This window comes from Paenisporosarcina sp. NPDC076907, assembly GCF_050269735.1.
GTDB lineage: Bacteria > Bacillota > Bacilli > Bacillales_A > Planococcaceae > Paenisporosarcina.
On sequence record NZ_JBNNIX010000001.1, the window covers coordinates 602,406 to 621,475 of the forward strand.

General features: G+C 41.1%; 20 protein-coding genes. 15 read left to right on the plus strand and 5 right to left on the minus strand.

What is annotated here, in order from left to right; all coding sequences use genetic code 11:
* Positions 1 to 29 precede the first annotated feature (29 nt).
* The 6 genes from ybaK (at position 30) to ACQKEV_RS03035 (ending at position 7,302) form a co-directional block, all read left to right on the plus strand.
* On the plus strand, positions 30 to 524 hold the full coding sequence (gene ybaK / locus ACQKEV_RS03010; RefSeq protein WP_427444805.1) for a Cys-tRNA(Pro) deacylase: 495 nt from the start codon (positions 30 to 32) through the stop codon (positions 522 to 524).
* Between the two features lie 109 nt (positions 525 to 633).
* A complete protein-coding gene (locus ACQKEV_RS03015) occupies positions 634 to 1,245 on the plus strand; it encodes a YczE/YyaS/YitT family protein (protein WP_427443226.1) in 612 nt (203 codons plus the stop codon).
* A 96-nt stretch (positions 1,246 to 1,341) separates the two neighbouring features.
* Positions 1,342 to 2,430 (plus strand): hypothetical protein, encoded by a 1,089-nt coding sequence (locus tag ACQKEV_RS03020; RefSeq protein WP_427443228.1) that lies wholly within the window; start codon positions 1,342 to 1,344, stop codon positions 2,428 to 2,430.
* Between the two features lie 95 nt (positions 2,431 to 2,525).
* Complete coding sequence (locus ACQKEV_RS03025; RefSeq protein WP_427443229.1) at positions 2,526 to 4,613, plus strand: peptidase M6; 2,088 nt, start codon at positions 2,526 to 2,528, stop codon at positions 4,611 to 4,613.
* Positions 4,614 to 5,302: 689 nt separating this feature from the next.
* Entirely contained in the window at positions 5,303 to 6,493 is a 1,191-nt protein-coding gene (locus ACQKEV_RS03030) for a glycine C-acetyltransferase (RefSeq protein ID WP_427443233.1), read from the plus strand.
* 104 nt (positions 6,494 to 6,597) lie between these two features.
* Positions 6,598 to 7,302 carry a DNA alkylation repair protein gene (locus tag ACQKEV_RS03035; protein WP_427443235.1) on the plus strand — a complete coding sequence of 235 codons (705 nt, stop codon included), beginning with the start codon at positions 6,598 to 6,600 and terminating at the stop codon, positions 7,300 to 7,302.
* A gap of 268 nt (positions 7,303 to 7,570) precedes the next feature.
* On the opposite strand, the gene ACQKEV_RS03040 is transcribed toward ACQKEV_RS03035, so the two are convergent.
* Positions 7,571 to 8,191, minus strand: coding sequence for a hypothetical protein (locus ACQKEV_RS03040; protein WP_427443237.1), 621 nt, complete (start codon positions 8,189 to 8,191; stop codon positions 7,571 to 7,573).
* Between the two features lie 231 nt (positions 8,192 to 8,422).
* On the opposite strand from ACQKEV_RS03040, the gene ACQKEV_RS03045 reads away from it, so the two are divergent.
* From ACQKEV_RS03045 to ACQKEV_RS03055, 3 genes are all read left to right on the plus strand, one after another.
* Positions 8,423 to 9,364, plus strand: a complete 942-nt coding sequence (locus ACQKEV_RS03045) for an L-threonine 3-dehydrogenase (protein ID WP_427443239.1) — start codon at positions 8,423 to 8,425, stop codon at positions 9,362 to 9,364.
* A gap of 243 nt (positions 9,365 to 9,607) precedes the next feature.
* Positions 9,608 to 11,137 (plus strand): class I adenylate-forming enzyme family protein, encoded by a 1,530-nt coding sequence (locus ACQKEV_RS03050; RefSeq protein ID WP_427443241.1) that lies wholly within the window; start codon positions 9,608 to 9,610, stop codon positions 11,135 to 11,137.
* Positions 11,138 to 11,283: 146 nt separating this feature from the next.
* Positions 11,284 to 11,589 (plus strand): hypothetical protein, encoded by a 306-nt coding sequence (locus ACQKEV_RS03055; protein ID WP_427443243.1) that lies wholly within the window; start codon positions 11,284 to 11,286, stop codon positions 11,587 to 11,589.
* A 69-nt stretch (positions 11,590 to 11,658) separates the two neighbouring features.
* Here ACQKEV_RS03055 and bshB2 read toward each other — a convergent pair whose 3' ends face one another.
* Positions 11,659 to 12,354 carry a bacillithiol biosynthesis deacetylase BshB2 gene (bshB2, locus tag ACQKEV_RS03060; protein ID WP_427443245.1) on the minus strand — a complete coding sequence of 232 codons (696 nt, stop codon included), beginning with the start codon at positions 12,352 to 12,354 and terminating at the stop codon, positions 11,659 to 11,661.
* Between the two features lie 15 nt (positions 12,355 to 12,369).
* Positions 12,370 to 12,720, minus strand: coding sequence for a YojF family protein (locus ACQKEV_RS03065; protein ID WP_427443247.1), 351 nt, complete (start codon positions 12,718 to 12,720; stop codon positions 12,370 to 12,372).
* Between the two features lie 197 nt (positions 12,721 to 12,917).
* Here ACQKEV_RS03065 and ACQKEV_RS03070 point away from each other — a divergent pair, with 197 nt between their 5' ends.
* Complete coding sequence (locus ACQKEV_RS03070; RefSeq protein WP_427443249.1) at positions 12,918 to 13,805, plus strand: ABC transporter permease subunit; 888 nt, start codon at positions 12,918 to 12,920, stop codon at positions 13,803 to 13,805.
* Positions 13,802 to 14,827, plus strand: coding sequence for an ABC transporter permease (locus ACQKEV_RS03075; RefSeq protein ID WP_427443251.1), 1,026 nt, complete (start codon positions 13,802 to 13,804; stop codon positions 14,825 to 14,827). Before ACQKEV_RS03070 ends, ACQKEV_RS03075 begins: the two co-directional genes overlap by 4 nt.
* A 546-nt stretch (positions 14,828 to 15,373) precedes the next feature.
* Here the strand turns inward: ACQKEV_RS03075 and pdxK are convergent.
* Positions 15,374 to 16,207, minus strand: a complete 834-nt coding sequence (gene pdxK, locus ACQKEV_RS03080; RefSeq protein WP_427443253.1) for a pyridoxine/pyridoxal/pyridoxamine kinase — start codon at positions 16,205 to 16,207, stop codon at positions 15,374 to 15,376.
* A 63-nt stretch (positions 16,208 to 16,270) separates the two neighbouring features.
* On the minus strand, positions 16,271 to 16,531 hold the full coding sequence (locus ACQKEV_RS03085; RefSeq protein ID WP_427443255.1) for a hypothetical protein: 261 nt from the start codon (positions 16,529 to 16,531) through the stop codon (positions 16,271 to 16,273).
* A 115-nt stretch (positions 16,532 to 16,646) separates the two neighbouring features.
* Here ACQKEV_RS03085 and ACQKEV_RS03090 point away from each other — a divergent pair, with 115 nt between their 5' ends.
* The 4 genes from ACQKEV_RS03090 to ACQKEV_RS03105 all read left to right on the plus strand — a co-directional run bounded on the left by ACQKEV_RS03090 (position 16,647) and on the right by ACQKEV_RS03105 (position 18,874).
* The gene (locus ACQKEV_RS03090) at positions 16,647 to 17,393 is read left to right on the plus strand and encodes a DUF4230 domain-containing protein (RefSeq protein WP_427443257.1); all 747 of its coding nucleotides are present in this window, start codon (positions 16,647 to 16,649) and stop codon (positions 17,391 to 17,393) included.
* A 5-nt stretch (positions 17,394 to 17,398) separates the two neighbouring features.
* Positions 17,399 to 18,073 (plus strand): uracil-DNA glycosylase, encoded by a 675-nt coding sequence (locus ACQKEV_RS03095; RefSeq protein ID WP_427444807.1) that lies wholly within the window; start codon positions 17,399 to 17,401, stop codon positions 18,071 to 18,073.
* 66 nt (positions 18,074 to 18,139) lie between these two features.
* Positions 18,140 to 18,418: a YwdI family protein gene (locus ACQKEV_RS03100; protein WP_427444810.1), complete on the plus strand. Its 279-nt coding sequence runs from the start codon at positions 18,140 to 18,142 to the stop codon at positions 18,416 to 18,418.
* 75 nt (positions 18,419 to 18,493) lie between these two features.
* Positions 18,494 to 18,874 (plus strand): DUF423 domain-containing protein, encoded by a 381-nt coding sequence (locus tag ACQKEV_RS03105; RefSeq protein ID WP_427443258.1) that lies wholly within the window; start codon positions 18,494 to 18,496, stop codon positions 18,872 to 18,874.
* Positions 18,875 to 19,070: the final 196 nt, after the last annotated feature.

Genomic DNA, 19,070 nt, shown 5'->3' on the forward strand with positions numbered 1-19,070 from the left:
TGATGTTTTAACGAATCGAGGGAATGTCTATGGCCAAGTCTTCCAAACCAACTAAAACGAATGCAGTCCGTTTGCTGGATCAACAAAAAATAAGCTATGACTTATTTGAGTATGAAGTAAACGATGGACAAATTGACGGCGTATCCGTTGCGCAAAAAATTGAGCAACCAGTTGAAAAAGTGTTTAAGACGCTGGTTGCTACTGCTGGGCCAGGGAAAGTATTTGTGTTCTTGGTTCCTGTAGCCCTCGAACTGAATTTAAAGGCGGCTGCGAAAGCTGCTGGCGAAAAGAAAGTGGAAATGCTTCCGGTAAAAGATTTGCTTGGGTTATCAGGGTATATACGCGGAGGTTGTTCTCCGTTAGGGATGAAAAAATTATTTCCTACATTCATCGATGAAAGTGCGAGAGAACTGGATAAGATGATTGTCAGTGCAGGTAAAATCGGCACGCAGATTCACTTGAATCCAAACGATTTGGTGTCCTGTACAAAAGGGGTATTTGTTTCATTGACCAAAGCAGAATAATTTTCCGCTATACGAAATATAGAATGCTGATATACTAATCAATATTGATTCAAATCCATTCATGCATTACACATGAATGGATTTTTTGCGGAAAGAAGGCCATTTTTAGATGACAAACACTCTTTACATACGATGGAGTTTTTTTATAGTCGGGTTAATTTTACTCGCACTTGGTATTGCGATGACGATCAGAGGGGAATTACTTGGAATCGGCCCATGGGATGTTTTACATGTAGGACTTTTCATTCACTTTGGTCTATCGATTGGCCTTTGGTCTATTACCACCGGTTTATTACTCGTACTTGCTACTTCTTTCTATTCCAAACGCTGGCCACCAATTGGAACATGGCTAAACATGGTTTTGATTGGACTATTTATTGATATGTTTCTCTGGGCTCTGCCAATTGTGGCCAATCCAATTGCTGAAGTTGCCTTATTCATTGCAGGTGTTGCGGTGATGGGGTTTGGCGTTGGCATGTATATAGCATCAAATATCGGAGCGGGTCCTCGCGATTCACTCATGCTGATCTTGATTGAAAAGTCAGGGTGGACCGTCAAACGTGTTCGAACGTTACTTGAGATTGTTGTTGCGATTCTAGGATGGCTACTTGGAGGACCTGTAGGTGTGGGTACTGTAATCATTGCACTAACACTCGGGTACATCGTGCACTTTACATTGCCACTATCACAAAAATGGATTGTAAAACTAACTTCTAAATAATGTCTTCAGGCGGTCACTTCGGTGGCTGCCTTTTTCATGTTTTGCCATCCCATTTCATATAGTAGATGCAGTCAACACAATGAAAGGGATGAGTCGATGAACGGAACAATCACACATCAGTTTGGACGAGCTTTTACAGGACAAGGTGAAAAAAATATTTATACCGATTTAATCAATGAAGCTAGGAAAGTATACTTTATTAAATCTCCCCCGACATTTAAGCTGTCGGAATTATTTAGGCAAGTTGGCTACCATTATGTAAAACGAGGTTACGATATTGAGTGGTTTTACGATCCATTGCATGCCGATTCGATTGAAGCTACTTTTGTAAGAGGCAATCGGATTTTATTTATTCAAGCTTCCCATCCAATCTCTTTTGAGCCTAAATATTATGGCAGTACCCATCATGTGATTTCGTTCTACGAGGCTTATGATGAAAGCAAACTGCGTGAACACGGTGGCTTCTTAAGAGAAAAAACATTGCATAGTGAACAGTGGCTGGCCAAAGCATTGGAAACATTAACAAACGCAAAAATAATTCATGATGACTGGGAAGTTCCATATGTTAAAGGGATGGACTGGGAAGGCTTTGATGCGCAGGCTAAAGCGTTGTTTGATGAAACCTTTACCACGCTTAAATTCAATAAGACCCCTCAAAGGACACATCGTTTAATGGGGACACTGACGCCTGAAGGGGCAAAAGATTATTTCGCATCTCTAACTAAAGGGGTCAAAAGACGCATATTCATCAAGGGGTACCCAGGTAGCGGCAAGTCGACGTTAATGAAAGCCTTTGCTGAAAAAGCAGAGAGCGTAGGTCTTGATACCCAATGGGGCTGGTGTGGACTCGACTGCAACAGCATTGATTATGTTTGGTTACCAGAGCTACAAACGATCCTGTTTGATAGTACCGCACCGCATGAATACGAGCCTGACCGTTCGGGTGACGAAATTTACGACGTTAGAAAATTCCGTGATTTGAATGAAGAAGATCAGAAATTAGTAGATGGAATCGTTGCAAAATATAAGGAAGAAATCTTACATGCAACGGAGTTTTTACAGGTATATTGCACGGATGATGAAACAATTAGAGAGACTTTAGATACGTGTGTAAATAACTATAAATGGGCAGAAATTGAAGATGACCTATTCCGAAAGATAGATAATTCTTCCATCTATAAATGATTAAATAAACTCATTCTTCAGATATTTTACGAGTGTTACAATAAACCCTCAAACTATTAACTGAAAATTTTTAATAGTCGAGAGGGGAATGTAAATTGAACAAAAAGAAATTGTTTTCCGTATTATCAACAGGTGCACTTGCAGCTTCACTAATGATGCCTGCAGCTGCAACTCCAGTGGAAGCAGCCAGCCCATATGCAAACTTCAATACAGCAAAATACGGTGATCGGGTTGATATTGATCAAACGTTAAATAACTTATCAAAAAGCGAAAGTTTCCAAAAAGAAGCCGAACGTATCATTAAAGCGCAAGCGGATGAAGCAACTAGCGGAGGGGAAGATGCAACCGAAGCAAGTCCTTTTACGTTTGACGGTGGTACGAAGAAATTCTTGAATCGCAATTTGAAGTTTAAAGATTTTACGTTGCGTAGTGTAGGCGACAACGTGGAGATTTGGGTAGCGAATGATTTAGCGTATGGCCCGAATAACCCGAAACCTGCTGATGTTGTCACTCAAGAACAAGCTGATAAATTGCGTGATGAGTTCGATGCCAACATTTATCCAGTAGCAACTGATTTCTTCGGTACACCGGACGCACTTGATGGCTCTAATTCTCCATTGCCTGAAATGGTCGGATTGCCTAAAGGTTATTATGAAGGGTCAGACAAAATCATTATGCTCGTGGATAACGTCCAAGATGAAGGATGGAATAATCCGAGTTATCCATTCTTTGTAGCAGGATTCTTCTGGCAAACACTTGAAAATTACACAGACCGTAATATTGTAACCATCGATACGAATTCATGGGAAACACGACTCGAGTCGACTTTCTTTGGAACAACCATCCATGAACTTCAACATTTAATCCAAGCGGATAATGATGGGTCTGAAGAGACCTGGTTGAATGAAGGAATGTCGACATTCTCTGAATATCTTGGTGGATATGGACATGGCGAAGGCTCCATAAACTTCTATTTGGATCACCCAGAAAACTCTTTGGTCAACTGGGATGAGCATGGTGTAGCTGAAACAGGTCCTGAAACGATTGCGGATTACGGTCAAACATACTTGTTCACACTTTATATGTACGACAAATTCGGTAAAGATTTCATTCGTGAATTGGCTGTAGATGGTACTTCTCAAGGGATTACCTCTATAAACGAGCACTTAAAGTCATCTGGAACGGACAAAACATTTACAGAAGTCTACCAAAACTTCATGACGGCTCTGGCACTAGATAATGACAAAGTATCGAGCGATTACAATTTTGATAGTATTAATTTAAGAGACTTGCCAGTAAACGCAGCTGGCGACCTTCGCGGGAAAACGGTCGATTTTGAAAAAGCGTTAACGTTTGAAAAAGAAGGAGTTCCGGCATGGGGCGGGGACTTCAAAGACTTAGATTTCGGTCAAGATGTTCGTTCGTTGAAGTTTGATGGAGTTGATTTCCTTCCATTGCAATGGGCAACTGTTGCCAATCCATTGAATGCAGATGAGCAAGTTTTACATGCAAACAATGGGGACGAAGCAGATCAAGCACTCATTTTCAACGCACAAGTTCCAAAGGAAAATCCTACTTTAACATTCGACCATTTCTATGACATCGAAGAGAGCTGGGATTATGCGGTCGTTCAAGTTTCAACAGACAATGGTCAAACGTGGACATCATTATCCAATGAAAACACTCGTGAAGATATTGTGGAAGAAGGACATCCAACAATCAAAGAGAACGTACCTGGATTTACAGGGCATGCTACAGAGTGGGCAACGGAGTCATTCGATTTGTCGGCTTATGCAGGCAAAGATGTGTTAGTATCGTTCAGAAACCTAACAGATTGGGGTTACAATGACAGTGGTTGGTTCATTAAAAATATCAACCTGGGTAATTTCTCAGCAGATGGCACATCAACCGATGTATTCAAATCTCTTGCTGAAATTAAAGGTGAGTATGTAGACTTTACTGTCAGTCTGATCCAAACACGTAATAATGGACAACAAAAAGTTATGCACATCGATCCATTCGACGTGACGGAAACAGAGGCACTACAAGTCCGAAATTTCCTTACTCAAGGCAATGTGAAAATGATTACAACATACGCAGCGAAACCAGGTCAAACATTACCGGTAGACTATACGTATGAAGTGGGACTAAAAACTAACCAAGGTAAAAAGAAAATGAAATAACAAGGAGGCGGGCTCATAATGAGCTCGTTTTTTTAAATTTATAAGAAAGAGTCAAATTCATAATTCATAAAACCGGATGTAAACACGAAAATTCTTAATACAGAGTTGTTGATTTTCGTTACGGTCGGACGCTTTCCGCGGGCGGTCCATGTGCCTCCTCGTTCGCTGCGCTCTCTGCGGGGTCACATTTGGACACGCTTTTCCCGCTGGAGTCGCCGACCTTCACTTCAATCAAATTATCGGAAATCATAACAAAGTCAAAGGAGTATATTTTAAATAATCGTGTACCATTCAACAAAAGATATTTATGAAATTGACTCGAAGATATGTAAATTTAAAGAGTCCATAAAATTTTTGGGAAACGCGAATAGCTCGACCAATATGAGGAAAACCGAGAAAAAAGCTAATTAGTTAAGGACATCTGCGACTGCAGCTGTCCATTTTTTGTGTAAAGACAAGTTAACTTGAGGCTGAGACTTTGAAATATAGCCGAATATGATCGATAAAATCTCAGACTCATCTCCAGTCGGAACGATAAACAGTTTCAAGCCATTTTAATTTCGTGGTGTCAGCACGTTGCGCTTTTCTAATGCGCGTATGTTAAAATGGAAAAGATTATAATACACCAGCGATTTGCCAATGATAGTGGTGTGGCATATAAATAAATTCGCTTGAGAGGAAGATGCTTTTTGTCTAACGTATTAGATGCTTTTTTAGAAGAAAACTTACAAGAATTACGCGACCAAGGGTTATACAATGAAGTCGATCCAGTAGAAGGTCCGAATGGAGCAAAAATTCAAGTTCGAGGCAAAGAACTCATTAATTTATCATCAAATAACTATCTGGGATTGGCAACAAACGAAGAATTGAAACGCATAGCAAAAGAAACAATCGATAAATACGGCGTGGGTGCAGGTGCGGTTCGTTCAATCAACGGAACACTTGACCTTCACGTGAAGCTCGAAGAAAAGCTAGCTGAGTTCAAAGGAACGGAAGCGGCAATTTCTTATCAATCCGGCTTCAACTGTAACATGGCAGCTATTTCAGCTGTTATGGACAAAAACGATGCCATTCTTTCAGACCAATTGAACCATGCATCGATTATCGATGGTTGCCGATTGTCTAAAGCGAAAATCATTGCATTTAAACATTCAGACATGGACGATTTACGTGCAAAGGCAAAAGAAGCACAAGAATCAGGTCTTTATAATAAAGTCATGGTCATCACGGACGGCGTATTTTCAATGGATGGCGATATTGCAAAACTGCCTGAAATCGTTGAAATCGCGAAGGAATTTGATTTAATCACATACGTGGATGATGCACATGGATCAGGTGTAACTGGTAAAGGAAAAGGAACGGTTAAGCATTTCGGATTGGAAAAAGACATCGACTTCCAAATGGGTACTTTGTCTAAAGCTGTAGGTGTAGTCGGTGGATATGTAGCGGGTAAACAATCGTTGATTGATTGGTTAAAAGTCCGTTCACGTCCATTCCTATTCTCAACAGCTGTGCCACCAGGGGACGTTGCTGCAATCACAGCTGCCTTGCAAATGATCATTGATTCTACAGAGCTTCACGACAAGCTTTGGGATAATGGTGATTATTTGAAAGCGGGACTTAAGAAATTAGGATTCGATATCGGCGCTTCTGATACGCCGATTACGCCTTGTATCATTGGCGATGAAAAACTGACACAGCAGTTCTCAAAACGTCTGTTTGAAGAAGGCGTTTATGCGAAAGCGATCGTCTTCCCAACCGTTCAAAAAGGGACAGGCCGTGTTCGTAACATGCCAACTGCAGTCCATACGAAAGAAATGTTGGACGATGCACTTGCCATCTATGAAAAAGTTGGAAAAGAGCTTGGTGTAATTAAGTAAGACAGATGAACACTCGAATGTGTATAAGCGTTCGAGTGTTTTTTTGTATCGTAATAGATAAATTACCAGTAGCATAAATTAATTTTGTGATGGGGGATGGGTTTGTGACGTATGAAGAAGTAATGAATTATCTAAAGAAAGTTGGCACGGAGCAAACAAGAAAGACATTTATCAATCATGGAGCGACCGGTGACTTTTATGGAGTTAGGGTAGGAGACATGAAAAAAATCCTGAAGCATGTGAAAAAAGATCAGGATTTAGCATTGAGGTTATACGACTCGGGGAATTCGGATGCTATGTACTTGGCAGGCTTGGCCGTCGATCCAAAATTAATGACCAAAGAACAATTACAGTCATGGGTCAAAGCGGCCTATTGGTATATGCTGTCTGGGTACTCGGTCGCCTGGGTAGCGGCTGAAAGCCCGTTTGCTTTAGAACTAGCTAGAGAGTGGATACAATCGGACAATGAAATGATTGCCTGTGCGGGGTGGAGCACTTATACGAACTACTTGACCTATGCAGGAGCCGGTGAATTGGATTTAAAAGAAATCTCCCGTTTGCTAGAAGAGATCAGAGTTGGCATTCACCAAGCCCCGAACCGGGTACGTTACGATATGAACTCATTTGTTATCTCCGTTGGTGGATATGTGCCGGAGTTGCGGGAAGATGCTCAAAGAGTGGCAATGGAAATCGGCAAAGTCCATGTGGATATGGGAGGGACAGCTTGTAAAGTCCCTCTAGCTTTCGATTACATCGAAAAAGTCATTGCACGTGGCGAACCAAAAAAGAAAAAAACAGTGAGATGTTAAGAGTTTGAATGATGGATGGACCTCGACGTAGCAAGACGCGTCGAGGTTTTTCTGTTTAGAGAGGAATTTTACTCTGTAAAAAGGGTGAATTCTTGAATGAATGATGATTCATTGCAACTTTCACGATTTGGTTGCAACTTTTGGGGTTTTCGTTGCAACTTTCCCGATTTGGTTGCAACTTTTCACATTTTGTTGCAACAAACCAATTATCTCCTAATTTATCTCGCAAAAAAACACGCGGTTGCAATTCCGCGTGGCTTCATCTGGTTTATAAATGCTTATGAGAGTGGACGACGGAGTATTTTTGAATGCCGCGTGACGTGTCGATCGCTTTTTGATGTTCTTCTTCAGCCAGCTTCGAATTTCCTTCCACTTGTGCAATGAAAGAATTCATGGCGTGGGTCATCCAAGGCTTGTCGAAAGAATCCATATAACGTTTCGCTTCTTCAATGTCTCCATTTTTAGTTGCCACATAGGCCAAATAATAGGAACGCAAAGGGGCTTTCGAAATTTTTTCGGCACTTGCACGAGCGGCATCATAGTCATGCTGAAAAATGTCAAGAATAGTTGAATAGACTTGCTGGATGAGTGGCTGTTTGTATTTCGTTAATATGGCTCGAAGATTATCTTCGACTTCTATCCGATTGCCATGAGCCAATGAAAGAGTAAATGCCTGTAACGGCTTTTTACGGTTGGCTTGTAAAAACTTTTCAACCTTTGTTAAATCATTTGTCCAATAGGCTGTGTGAATCTGCATCAGGATAAGCGGTAGGAGAACGGCGACAAATACGATTACCATGATAAGCCAAAAGGGAAACTCTAGAAAAGCTAGTACTAGTGTCACGATAAACACGAAACTATAGGTGATGGCAAGAGACTTGAAATTCATATGCAAACTTCCTTTTTTTCTATAACTATACCAAATGTTACGCGGGAACTATATGGACTTAAAGATAAATTGGGCAAATCGATACAAGAAACTTTGAGGTGATGTGTATTGTACTTTCCAAATGAACACACTATAATGAATACTGATTAAAATCATTCATATCAACGTTTTATTAATATAATGTGTATTCCTGAGAAGAACAATTGTTTATTTGACGAGGAGGAAATTCAATTGAAAAAAATTATGATTACAGGTGCTTTAGGTCAAATTGGATCAGAACTGATCACCAAACTACGTGAAATATATGGAGCAGATAATGTCTTAGCAACTGATATTCGTAAAACGGATTCGCCGGTTGTCACAAACGGTCCTTTTGAATTGCTGGATGTAATGGATGCAGAACGCATGCACACACTTGCGAAAGACTTTGGCGCAGACACAATGATGCATATGGCTGCCTTGCTATCGGCTACAGCTGAAGCAAAACCATTGCTTGCATGGAATTTAAATATGGGCGGTTTGGTGAATGCACTTGAAACGTCTCGCGAACTAGGACTTCAATTCTTTACCCCAAGTTCAATCGGCGCATTTGGTCCATCGACACCGAAAAAAAATACGCCACAAGATACATTGCAACGTCCAACCACCATGTATGGTGTGAACAAAGTGTCAGGTGAATTGCTATGTGATTACTATTTCCATAAGTTTGGTGTAGATACACGCGGAGTTCGTTTCCCTGGCTTGATTTCATACGTTACGCCTCCGGGTGGTGGAACGACTGACTATGCTGTTGATATTTATTACAAAGCGCTGGCAGATGGGAAATATACATCGTATATCGAGCAAGGCACATATATGGATATGATGTATATGCCGGATGCCCTGCAAGCAATCATAGATTTAATGGAAGCGGATGCGTCTAAACTCGAGCATCGCAATGCATTTAATGTTACGGCGATGAGTTTTGAACCGGAAGAAATTGCGGCATCCATTCGCAAGCACATTCCTGGTTTTGAGTTGTCGTATGAAGTGGACCCAGTCCGTCAAGCAATTGCTAACAGCTGGCCAGATAGCATTGATGCATCGGCTGCGAAAGACGAGTGGGGCTTCAAAGCTCAATACGACCTTGATTCAATGACAGCGGACATGCTTGCTAAGCTGGCGAAAAAATAAATGATGACGAGCTAATGATTCTGTAAGAATCATTAGCTTTTTTTGTTGTTTGAAAGGTTACATGTTAGTTCGCAGAAGGGTGATCCCTGAGGATCGTAATAACAATCGGTAACACGAATCAGGTCAAAGTAAATATTTGAAAATTTTGATAGCGCTTCCATATTCTTTTTTGTACAATGCTATTATAAGAAAACTTATTAATCAGAATAATTAATAAGTTATTTTTTAATAGGGGGATATTAGATGAATCTTGCCACTTCGTTAGTACTCAATGCAAACAGGCATCCGAACAAACATTGTGTGACATGTGAAGATCGAACTTACTCGTATAGAGAGTTCAATGATGAAGTTAATCGACTTTCGAACGGCTTACTGGCATTAGGTTTGGAAAAGGGAAATAAAATTGGACTTTTCATGAAGAACTCGGACTATTTCACGATTGCCCTTTATGCGAGCTGGAAAGCAGGATTAACAGTTGTTCCAATCAACTTTCGTCTGACAGCTTCGGAAACGAATTATATTCTTGAACAATCGGATTGTGTTGCGATATTTTGTGATGGAGAGCTTGAAGAAACTGTGGCTATGGCAGCGGAGGGTCTTGAATATGTAAAACATATCATCGTCCATCATTCGTCTCCTAAAGATGGTCACTTATCGTGGAACCAAGTGACGAGTGAAGATGTATGTGAACCGAATGTACTTGTATTAAATACAGATGATGCAGAAATATTATATACCTCAGGCACGACCGGAAAGCCGAAAGGGGCGCTATTTGACCATCAACGAATACTCAATGTCAATATGGCGTTCATCATGCTAAAAAAACTTCATGCCGAAGATAAAATGCTTCATGTTGCGCCATTGTTCCATTCAGCGCAATTAAACTTATTCTTCACGAGCGCTATTATGTTGGGGGCATCCAGTGTCATTCATCGGGACTTCCATCCTGTGACAACATTGAAAGCCATAGAAGAACATGGCATCACTATCTTCTTTGGTGTACCGGCTATGTACAATGCCATGCTACAAGTGCCGAATGGAGATACGTATAATTTGTCAACCATTCGACGATGTGGCTATGGGGCAGCACCGATGGCTCCTGCGTTGGTGGAGCAATCAATGAAATTGTTCGGCACAGATCAATTCTACAATTTATGCGGCTTAACTGAAGCTGGCCCAGGTGGCGTATTCCTATCACCAGAGGATCATAAAACGAAACTAGGTGCTGGTGGAACTGCGATGTTCTTTACCAACATTCGTGTGGTCAATGACAACATGGAAGATGTGAAGCCTGGTGAAACTGGAGAGTTTGTCATTAAAGGTGAGACCGTGATGAAAGAGTACTATCGAAAACCAGAAGAGACACAAAAGACTTTTTCAGATGGTTGGTTATTAACAGGTGACTTGGCAACTATTGATGAAGATGGCTATATCACGATAGTTGACCGAAAAAAAGACATGATTATTTCAGGTGGGGAAAATGTTTACTCAGTCGAAGTGGAACAAGTTCTCAATAGCCATCCGCAAGTATTGGAAGCGGCAACTATAGGTGTGCCAGACGAGAAGTGGGGAGAAATGGTTGCGGCAATTATCGTTTCTAAAACGGGAGAACCAATCGATGAAGCCGATTTACTAAGCTATTGCAAAGAACGACTAGCAGGCTACAAAGTGCCAAAGACATTTTTCTATGCAGATGTTTTACCAAGAAATGCATCAGGTAAGATTTTGAAATACCAATTACGCGACTCTTTTAATGAGCAGGTTATTGCTTAATTATTTCTTAGGAGATTACGAGAGTACAATCAAACCCTAATAGATAAAAAATAAGCTGTCTCGAATCCGCGATGTTGCGGAATTTGAGATAGCTTGTTTATGGTACCATTATTGGATATAACTTAAGATTTATGAGGTGGTTTTTTTTGATAATAGCAAAAGCTGTGCTTATAGTAAGTGCTTTATTAATTTTATGGCTTTCATACCAAGTATGGAGTAAACAACGTTTCAGACTCCTAGCAGGATATGTTGAAGGCTCAATTAAGGAAGAAGAGAGAAAGCTATTTGCAATAGTTAATGGTCTTTTTTTGATGATGTATGGTATCTGGACGCTAACATTTTCTATATTTTTGTCAGAAAATAATTTCGATGTATTTTTCTATGTTTGGTTCATTGCAATCATTGTAATGACAATCGTTCATATCGTATTTATTAACATAAAGTTTAACTAATACAATAAGTAGTTGACTAAATATAGTTAAAAACCTGTCATTCGTTGATAGTCGAATGACAGGCAGTTATTAATATGACACTTCAAAATCCTCGTGCCAACGATAATTATAGAAACGCTCATAAGTAAACCAGTTTTCCGCTTCTGGTTCTCCTGCCGCCAACCGTTTGTCCATTTCCGAAAGCATCCACGCTGTTTGGGAAATGTGAGCACGCATTGCACCCATCTTTTGATCGCGCACTTCTTGAATATCATGGATGACATCAGGTTCACCTAAGGCATCTTTGGTGTTATTCGCAAATGCAACTGCATACAATTTCGGACGTAAGGTTTCATCCATGCGACGAACAGCACGAACAACCGCTCGAGCAGTCGCTTCATGATCTGGATGCACAGCGTAATTCGGATAAAACGTAATGATAAGGGAAGGATTTGTTTCTTCAATCAACTTCGTCATCATTTGGACCATTTCTTCATCGTCTTCAAATTCAACTGTTTTATCACGTAAACCCATCATTCGAAGGTCAGTTAAACCCATCGCTTGTGCAGAAGCAAGCAATTCCTGTTTGCGTATATGTGGTAAAGACTCGCGCGTTGCAAATGGAGGATTTCCTAGATTACGTCCCATCTCCCCAAGCGTCAAACATGCATAGGTAACCGGAATTCCTTGTTTGATATACATGGAGATAGTGCCGGAAACGCCAAATGCTTCATCATCCGGATGAGGAAATACAACGAGTACGTGTCTTTCTTGTGCTAAAGTCATGTGATTTCCTCCTTCTTAATACGTAAATGGCGTTTCGCTAATTTGTAGCGCTACTGCCAATTTTCCTGATTGATCATGTCCGGCCATCAATAAACGACCGTATTCATCCAATTCATAATGCGTAATGCCTTGCGCATACACCCAGCCATGTGGCAACTTCAAACCTACACGATGAGGACTGTCGCCCGCAACTTTTCCTAGTTCGTATTTCACGACAATATTACGAATGAATGCACCAGCATTAAACACAGTCTCATCAAAATGAGATGCATAAGCACCATTCGTCGTTTCCAAATGTAGATAAACATCTTTATCAGCAAAGGAATTTAATAATTCCTGTAACTTCCCGACATGTACAACTTCCATTAGACTTCCTCCTATTTACCGCAAAACTTATAACCATAAGTATAGTGAATTCTGCTAATTATTGCGATTAGCTTGCCTTGTGGAAATGAAAATTGCTTGATTAATGAGTTCACTTGTGTGAAATTTCTTCGTTTCACGAAAAGAATATATGGTATTATCAAACTATCTGATTTTTGAGACAACAGGAGGATGGTCACATGAAAGGAATTCTGCTGTGGAGTATCCAGTCCCTAGCTGCGTTCGTGAGTGTTTTGCTTTTAAGTGGAGCACCCGTACTAATCACAGGCTTTCAACAAGGGAAATTCTTGTGGAATGAATACATAGAAACAATAAAGTTACATGCAACCTCACTTATGAATCTACGTGAGTTAAGTGTGGATTATTATGTAGGACGAGGGGAAATGCGGCAAGTACCTGTATTTCCACAGCTCTTGGAAAATATCACGTATTCGTTACAGTTATTATTTTTGGCATTGCTTGCTGCGGTGGTATTTGCATTAATCGGCACATTTATCACAATGCTACTACGTGAAAAAGCTCGTGCTCGCGTTAAAATTTTCTTTTATTTTTTGGAATCTTTGCCTGACATCCTGATTATCTTACTTGCCCAATTGTTTGTCGTCATTATCTACCAACAGACAGGGGTCTTGGTGTCCAAGATTGCGGTTCTTGGAGACGATCGAATTTACTGGCTTCCGGTGTTGTGTCTCATGATTTTACCGATGATTCAACTTTACCGTTTGAGTATGCTGACCTTCGAAGCCGAAGAGCGGAACATGTATGTGGAACTGGCGAAATCATTGGGCTTTGGTAAAGCATTCATCTTGTTTATGCACATTTTCCGTAATGCCATCGTCAGTGTGTTTTTCCAATCGAAAAAAACGATGTGGTTTATGCTATCCAATCTCTTTATTCTTGAACTAATGTTTAATATTCCAGGGGTTATGCTGTACATGTTCGAAAACTTAAGCGGTACTTTGTTTTTAGTGACCATCATGAGTTTCTTCCTGCCAATATTCCTTTTGTATAGTCTCGGCGAGTGGTACTTTATTCATCGAATGAGAAGGGGAGGTGTCGTAGGATGAAGTCCATATGGCGACAGCCTTTATTTCTTATTGGTTTCGGTATCATTGCATTCTTTTTAGTTGGTAGCTTTGTTTACGAATGGATTTATGGCAACATTCCAAAACAAACATTCTTCATCGAAGAAAATGGTCGCGCCGTAGAAGGTCCACCGATTTCACCAAAATGGATACATCCGCTCGGAACAGATCAATTCGGCTACGATATGTTTGGGAAAATCATGATTGGTGCCAAATACACCATACTTGCAGCTATGGCAGTGGCAGCGTTGCGTATGTTGATTGCCATTCCCTTAGGCTTTGCACTTGGAACATATTTGCAACGTCAGCGCTCTTGGATTAATGGATTAATCGATCCAATTCATTATGTACCCATGACCATATTCGCCGTCATCTTGCTAACACCCGTCCTGTGGATGCCACCGGAAGGGTTCTCGACAACTCTTACAGAGAGATTAGTCATTCAAGTTGTCATCATGGCTTTCATGACGGTTCCAATTGTTGCATCTTTAGTTGGAAATGAAGCCAACCTGTTGTACCACCAGGAATATATTTTGGCGGCACGTACATTAGGCGCCAGTCGTAGGCGTTTAATCATCCGTCATTTATTCCCGCAAATGCGCGAAAAAATGTTGGTGTTATACGGACAACAAGTAGTTGAATCCCTGATTGTCTTTGCCCATTTAGGAATGCTCCGATTGTTTTTAGGGGGAACAGATGTTGACTACGATGGAATGTTCGGCGATCCTCCTAGATCCATTTCATACGAGTGGGCAGGACTATTCGGAAACTCTTTCCGTTATCTTCAAGGCGCGCCTTGGCTGCCACTAGGACCAGCTATCAGTTTTGCTCTTGTTATATTGGCCATTGCTGCCATGATTGAAGGCTATACTCGCGCAACGAACGGTCAAGTAACATTACCAAAACGCAAACGTATGGCTTTTCTTTCAGAAGAAACCGTCGAATGGAACCAACGACAACTTAAAGAAAAAATGATCCTTTTGCAAAAAGAAGCAAGAAGATGAAGCGAACGCCACCCGAAGGAGCTGAGAACAGCTCCTGGGTGGCGTTTTTTAGTGAGTGCACATGTGTTTTGAGCGAAGCTATAATTGGCCAATTCCAACGAAATGTTCGATTTGTCCAACGAAGTTGCTCATTTTTGGTTTCGCTTTTCTTTAGCATGCGGATTCCAACGAAATTGCCCATTTGTCCAACTAAACTGCCAAAGTGTCCAACGAAATTTCAAAAAGTCCAACGAACATCGCAAAAGTTCCAACTAATCGTCCCCCTCAGCTAATCAGTAACCCTTTTGTTAAAGTTTCAAAGACCTTAAATGAGGCTGTTCGCTGCACGCTCAGCCTTTTCTGTGGGGGATCATACTGGGTCTCCACTACTTTAACAGTCGGATTCCAATGAAATTGTCCATTTGCCCAACGAAACTGCCACATTGTCCAACTAAATCTCAAAAAGTCCAACGAACATCGCAAAAACTCTAACGAAACCGCCGCACAACCCGAAACCCCCAAAAAAACCACCCGCCCATAAAGGACGAGTGGCTACTTTCATCAATATTAAACTTCTGAAGTTGTAACTTCTGGTGCGCCGAAGCGGTTTTTCGCTCCGTGCATAACTGGACCAACGTATTCGTTGAGCTTCCAGCCGTTTGCGATTGCTGATGAGACGAATTTCTTCGCTTCCAACACAGCTTCATTTACAGGAAGTCCGTTCGCTAAGTTTGCAGTTACTGCAGCTGCGAATGTACAGCCAGCTCCGTGATTGTATGATGTGTCTGTTTTTTCTGATTCAAGCAAAGTAAATGTTGAACCATCAAAGAATAAATCTACGGCTTTTTCATGTTGCAATTGCTTGCCGCCCTTGATGACTACATTTTTTGCGCCGGCTTCATGAATCTTTTCAGCCGCACGTTTCATATCGTCAATCGTTGTTAAATTTCCTAGGCCTGAAAGTTGTCCTGCTTCGAATAAGTTCGGCGTGACCACTAGTGCACGAGGCAATAATGATGCGACCATTGCTTCCACATTCTCTGGGAAAAGGGCTTCGTCTTCACCTTTACACACAAGAACCGGATCAATAACAACGTTTTCTAAACCAGAGCGATCGATTGCTTCTGCAGCTGTTTTGATAATCTCGACAGTTGGCAGCATCCCTGTTTTAATGGCATCGACACCAGTAGAAAGAGCTGTTTTCAATTGTGCTTGTAATGTTTCAACTGGAATCGGATAAATTCCGTGGCTCCAGCCTTTGTCAGGATCCATTGTCACGATAACAGTCAGGGCATTCATGCCGTATGTACCGTGCTCTTGGAATGTTTTCAAATCTGCTTGTATGCCTGCACCGCCTGAAGTATCTGATCCAGCGATTGTTAATGTTTTTTTCAAAGACATAAATGGATTCCTCATTTCAATAAGTATCTGTGTCTATCGTATCAAAAAATCACAATAATTCAATTACGGAAGCTTATCCGCCCGCATGAGCTGAATAGAAATATAGGCTAACCCTAGCGTGAAAATGAGCGAAAATCCTCCGGCCACCCAGTAACTTTGTGAAAGTAGTCCAAAACTGATAAAAGCGAATAACAAAACAACGAGTAACATCCCTATAGTAAAGCATCCAAATCCGAGAGTTTTAGCACGTTCGGGTACTTGGCTTTCTTCTTTTGTCGAACGGTCGACTTTTCGTATTTTTTCTCGCCACTGATAATCCGCCATTCACATCACCTCTAAAAATATCCTATCACTCGACAGAAGGTTGTACAATTTGGAAATTTCCACTATTGTAAACGTAATAAAATCTTTGACTAATATAGTAGAAAAGAGGAGAATAATGTCAAAAAATCAGCGAATAAAAGAGATTGAAAAGTTGCTAGAAGAATTAAAAGCGCAAGACGAAATAGCGGTTACGCTAGAAAGTGTTCAGCCACGTTCATCAGGATTTGGGCAATCCGGCTCACTTTTCAAATCCTTGTGGAAACGAAAAATGCTGTGGTTCATTACAGCATTAATCGTCCTCGGTGTTTCTGCTCCATTTATCACTTTATGGGCGATTAAAGGCAGTACATTCACAGAAAATAAAGGGGCTTTTTTGGAGCGAATTCAATCGATAAATGAACTCGCAACAGCAGAGGCTTACACGAAAGTTATGATTGAGAGACAGGACAATAAGATTCTCGGACAAGATATCGGGCGCGACCTACTAGGGACGAAACGGCATTTATTGGTCGTTTTTCCTGGGTCAGTGAAGGCAGGTATTGATTTCTCTAAAGTCGAAGCGGAAGATATTGTGCTGGATGAAGAAGCTAAAACAGCAACACTAACTTTGCCAAAAGCAGAATTTTTAGGTGGACCTGAAATATTATTCGATCAAATCAAAGTGTTTTCATCTGAAGGTTTGTTCCGAGAGAAAGCCGATATTAATGAAGCTTACAAACTGGCAGCTGAAGCGGAAAAATTGATGATGAAAGAAACGACGGAACAAGGGGTACTGCAACTGGCCGAAGAAAATGCCGCCCGATCGGTTTCTGAAATGTTTTCATTGGTGGGGTATGATGTAACCGTTGAATTTGAGGAGTGAGTATCCTGGATAAAAAAATATTTGATAACGACTGGCAACAAGTTCTTGAAACTGAATTCGACAAACCGTACTACTTGAAACTACGCGAATTTTTAAAAGACCAATATGCACACGAAACCGTCTATCCGCCAATGGATGATCTTTGGAGCGCATTCAAAGAAACTTCATTTGACGATGTGAAAGTGGTGATTGTCGGGCAGGATCCTTATCATGGTGCAGGACAAGCGCATGGTATGAGTTTTTCAGTCAAACCAGGAATCAAGCATCCGCCAAGTCTTCGAAATATGTTAAAAGAACTCCAAGATGACATTGGTTGCGAGATTCCTAAAGACGGGACGTTGTCGAAGTGGGCGAGCCAAGGCGTTTTCTTATTGAATACAGTCCTAACTGTGCGCGCAGGTGCGGCACATTCTCATAAAGGACAAGGTTGGGAACTCTTTACGGATGAAGTCATCCGCAAACTTTCGGAGAGGGAAAAGCCTGTTGTTTTCGTGTTATGGGGAAGACCTGCGCAATTGAAGCGGAAGTTAATTGATACGTCCAGACATGCCATCATTGAATCCGTCCACCCAAGTCCTCTTAGTTCCCATCGTGGATTCTTTGGGAGTAAGCCTTATTCCAAAATAAACGAACAACTTTCACACTGGGGATTAGACCCGGTAGACTTTTGTTTGAAGTAGATTTCGTGGTAAAGTGTAGTCTGATGAGAACAATCAGCAAAAGGAGAGTGACCGAACGTGATTCCAATGAGTCGAGTTGTCACCGAAATCGAGAAACATGTCGCACTGGCAAAAGGTAGAGGTGACGAACAAAGCATCCGTGAATCCTTGGTCGCGATTCGAGCTTTATGTGATGTGGCATTAACTGAACAACCTGAAGTTAAGCAACAAGTCGTGCCGATTCAGTATGCACAACCTGTGCAACAAGTGCACACGGTCCAACCAACTTCATCCGTGCCGTCCATCTCAGCTGGAGAGCGCATGAAAGAAGACGATGCGAACGGTGATTCGTTGTTTGATTTTTAATATTAATAATAGATTTTATTAGGAGTCTGAAAAGATTCGACCTATATAACAACACAATTGAAAGAAGGAATAATAATGCCATTTTTTATCATTGCAGGTGCCATTAACGCGTTTTTGGCCGTTGCGTTTGGAGCTTTCGGTGCCCATGCACTGAAAGAAAAACTATCTGAAAAGTACTTAGCGATTTGGGAAACAGCAGTTCAATACCAGATGTATCATGCGATTGGACTAATCGTAATCGGTATCTTAATGAGCACAAATATCATTGGCCATGTGTCACAGCTTAGCTGGGCAGGTTATTTAATGTTAGCGGGCATTGTGATTTTCTCTGGTTCACTTTATGTATTAAGCTTGAGTGGTATCGGTATTTTAGGTGCGATCACACCAATCGGTGGCGTTGCATTCCTTGCAGCCTGGGTTCTTGTAATTGTCGCGGCAGTTAAACATATGAATTAATAATGTGCGTCCTTCCAAGCGAAGGGCGTTTTTTTGTTACATCTGTGGGGACGAAGCACATGTCTCTGAAAGATAAAATGGCTGTGAAAACCATTATTCATAACGAAAATGCCCTTCCATAAGACAAAGTGGAAGGGCATTTTAAAATGATATGAAAAATAAGTGCCGTGTTGGAAAATACGCATGCCAAGTAGGA

Coding starts and splice junctions, on each gene's coding strand:
- ACQKEV_RS03050 (WP_427443241.1), top strand. CDS start 9,608: ATGAATCTTGCCACTTCGTTAGTACTCAATGCAAACAGGCATCCGAAC.
- pdxK (WP_427443253.1), bottom strand. CDS start 16,207: ATGTCTTTGAAAAAAACATTAACAATCGCTGGATCAGATACTTCAGGC.
- ybaK (WP_427444805.1), top strand. CDS start 30: ATGGCCAAGTCTTCCAAACCAACTAAAACGAATGCAGTCCGTTTGCTG.
- ACQKEV_RS03070 (WP_427443249.1), top strand. CDS start 12,918: ATGAAAGGAATTCTGCTGTGGAGTATCCAGTCCCTAGCTGCGTTCGTG.
- ACQKEV_RS03075 (WP_427443251.1), top strand. CDS start 13,802: ATGAAGTCCATATGGCGACAGCCTTTATTTCTTATTGGTTTCGGTATC.
- ACQKEV_RS03065 (WP_427443247.1), bottom strand. CDS start 12,720: ATGGAAGTTGTACATGTCGGGAAGTTACAGGAATTATTAAATTCCTTT.
- ACQKEV_RS03090 (WP_427443257.1), top strand. CDS start 16,647: ATGTCAAAAAATCAGCGAATAAAAGAGATTGAAAAGTTGCTAGAAGAA.
- bshB2 (WP_427443245.1), bottom strand. CDS start 12,354: ATGACTTTAGCACAAGAAAGACACGTACTCGTTGTATTTCCTCATCCG.
- ACQKEV_RS03015 (WP_427443226.1), top strand. CDS start 634: ATGACAAACACTCTTTACATACGATGGAGTTTTTTTATAGTCGGGTTA.
- ACQKEV_RS03040 (WP_427443237.1), bottom strand. CDS start 8,191: ATGAATTTCAAGTCTCTTGCCATCACCTATAGTTTCGTGTTTATCGTG.
- ACQKEV_RS03020 (WP_427443228.1), top strand. CDS start 1,342: ATGAACGGAACAATCACACATCAGTTTGGACGAGCTTTTACAGGACAA.
- ACQKEV_RS03085 (WP_427443255.1), bottom strand. CDS start 16,531: ATGGCGGATTATCAGTGGCGAGAAAAAATACGAAAAGTCGACCGTTCG.
- ACQKEV_RS03100 (WP_427444810.1), top strand. CDS start 18,140: ATGAGTCGAGTTGTCACCGAAATCGAGAAACATGTCGCACTGGCAAAA.
- ACQKEV_RS03105 (WP_427443258.1), top strand. CDS start 18,494: ATGCCATTTTTTATCATTGCAGGTGCCATTAACGCGTTTTTGGCCGTT.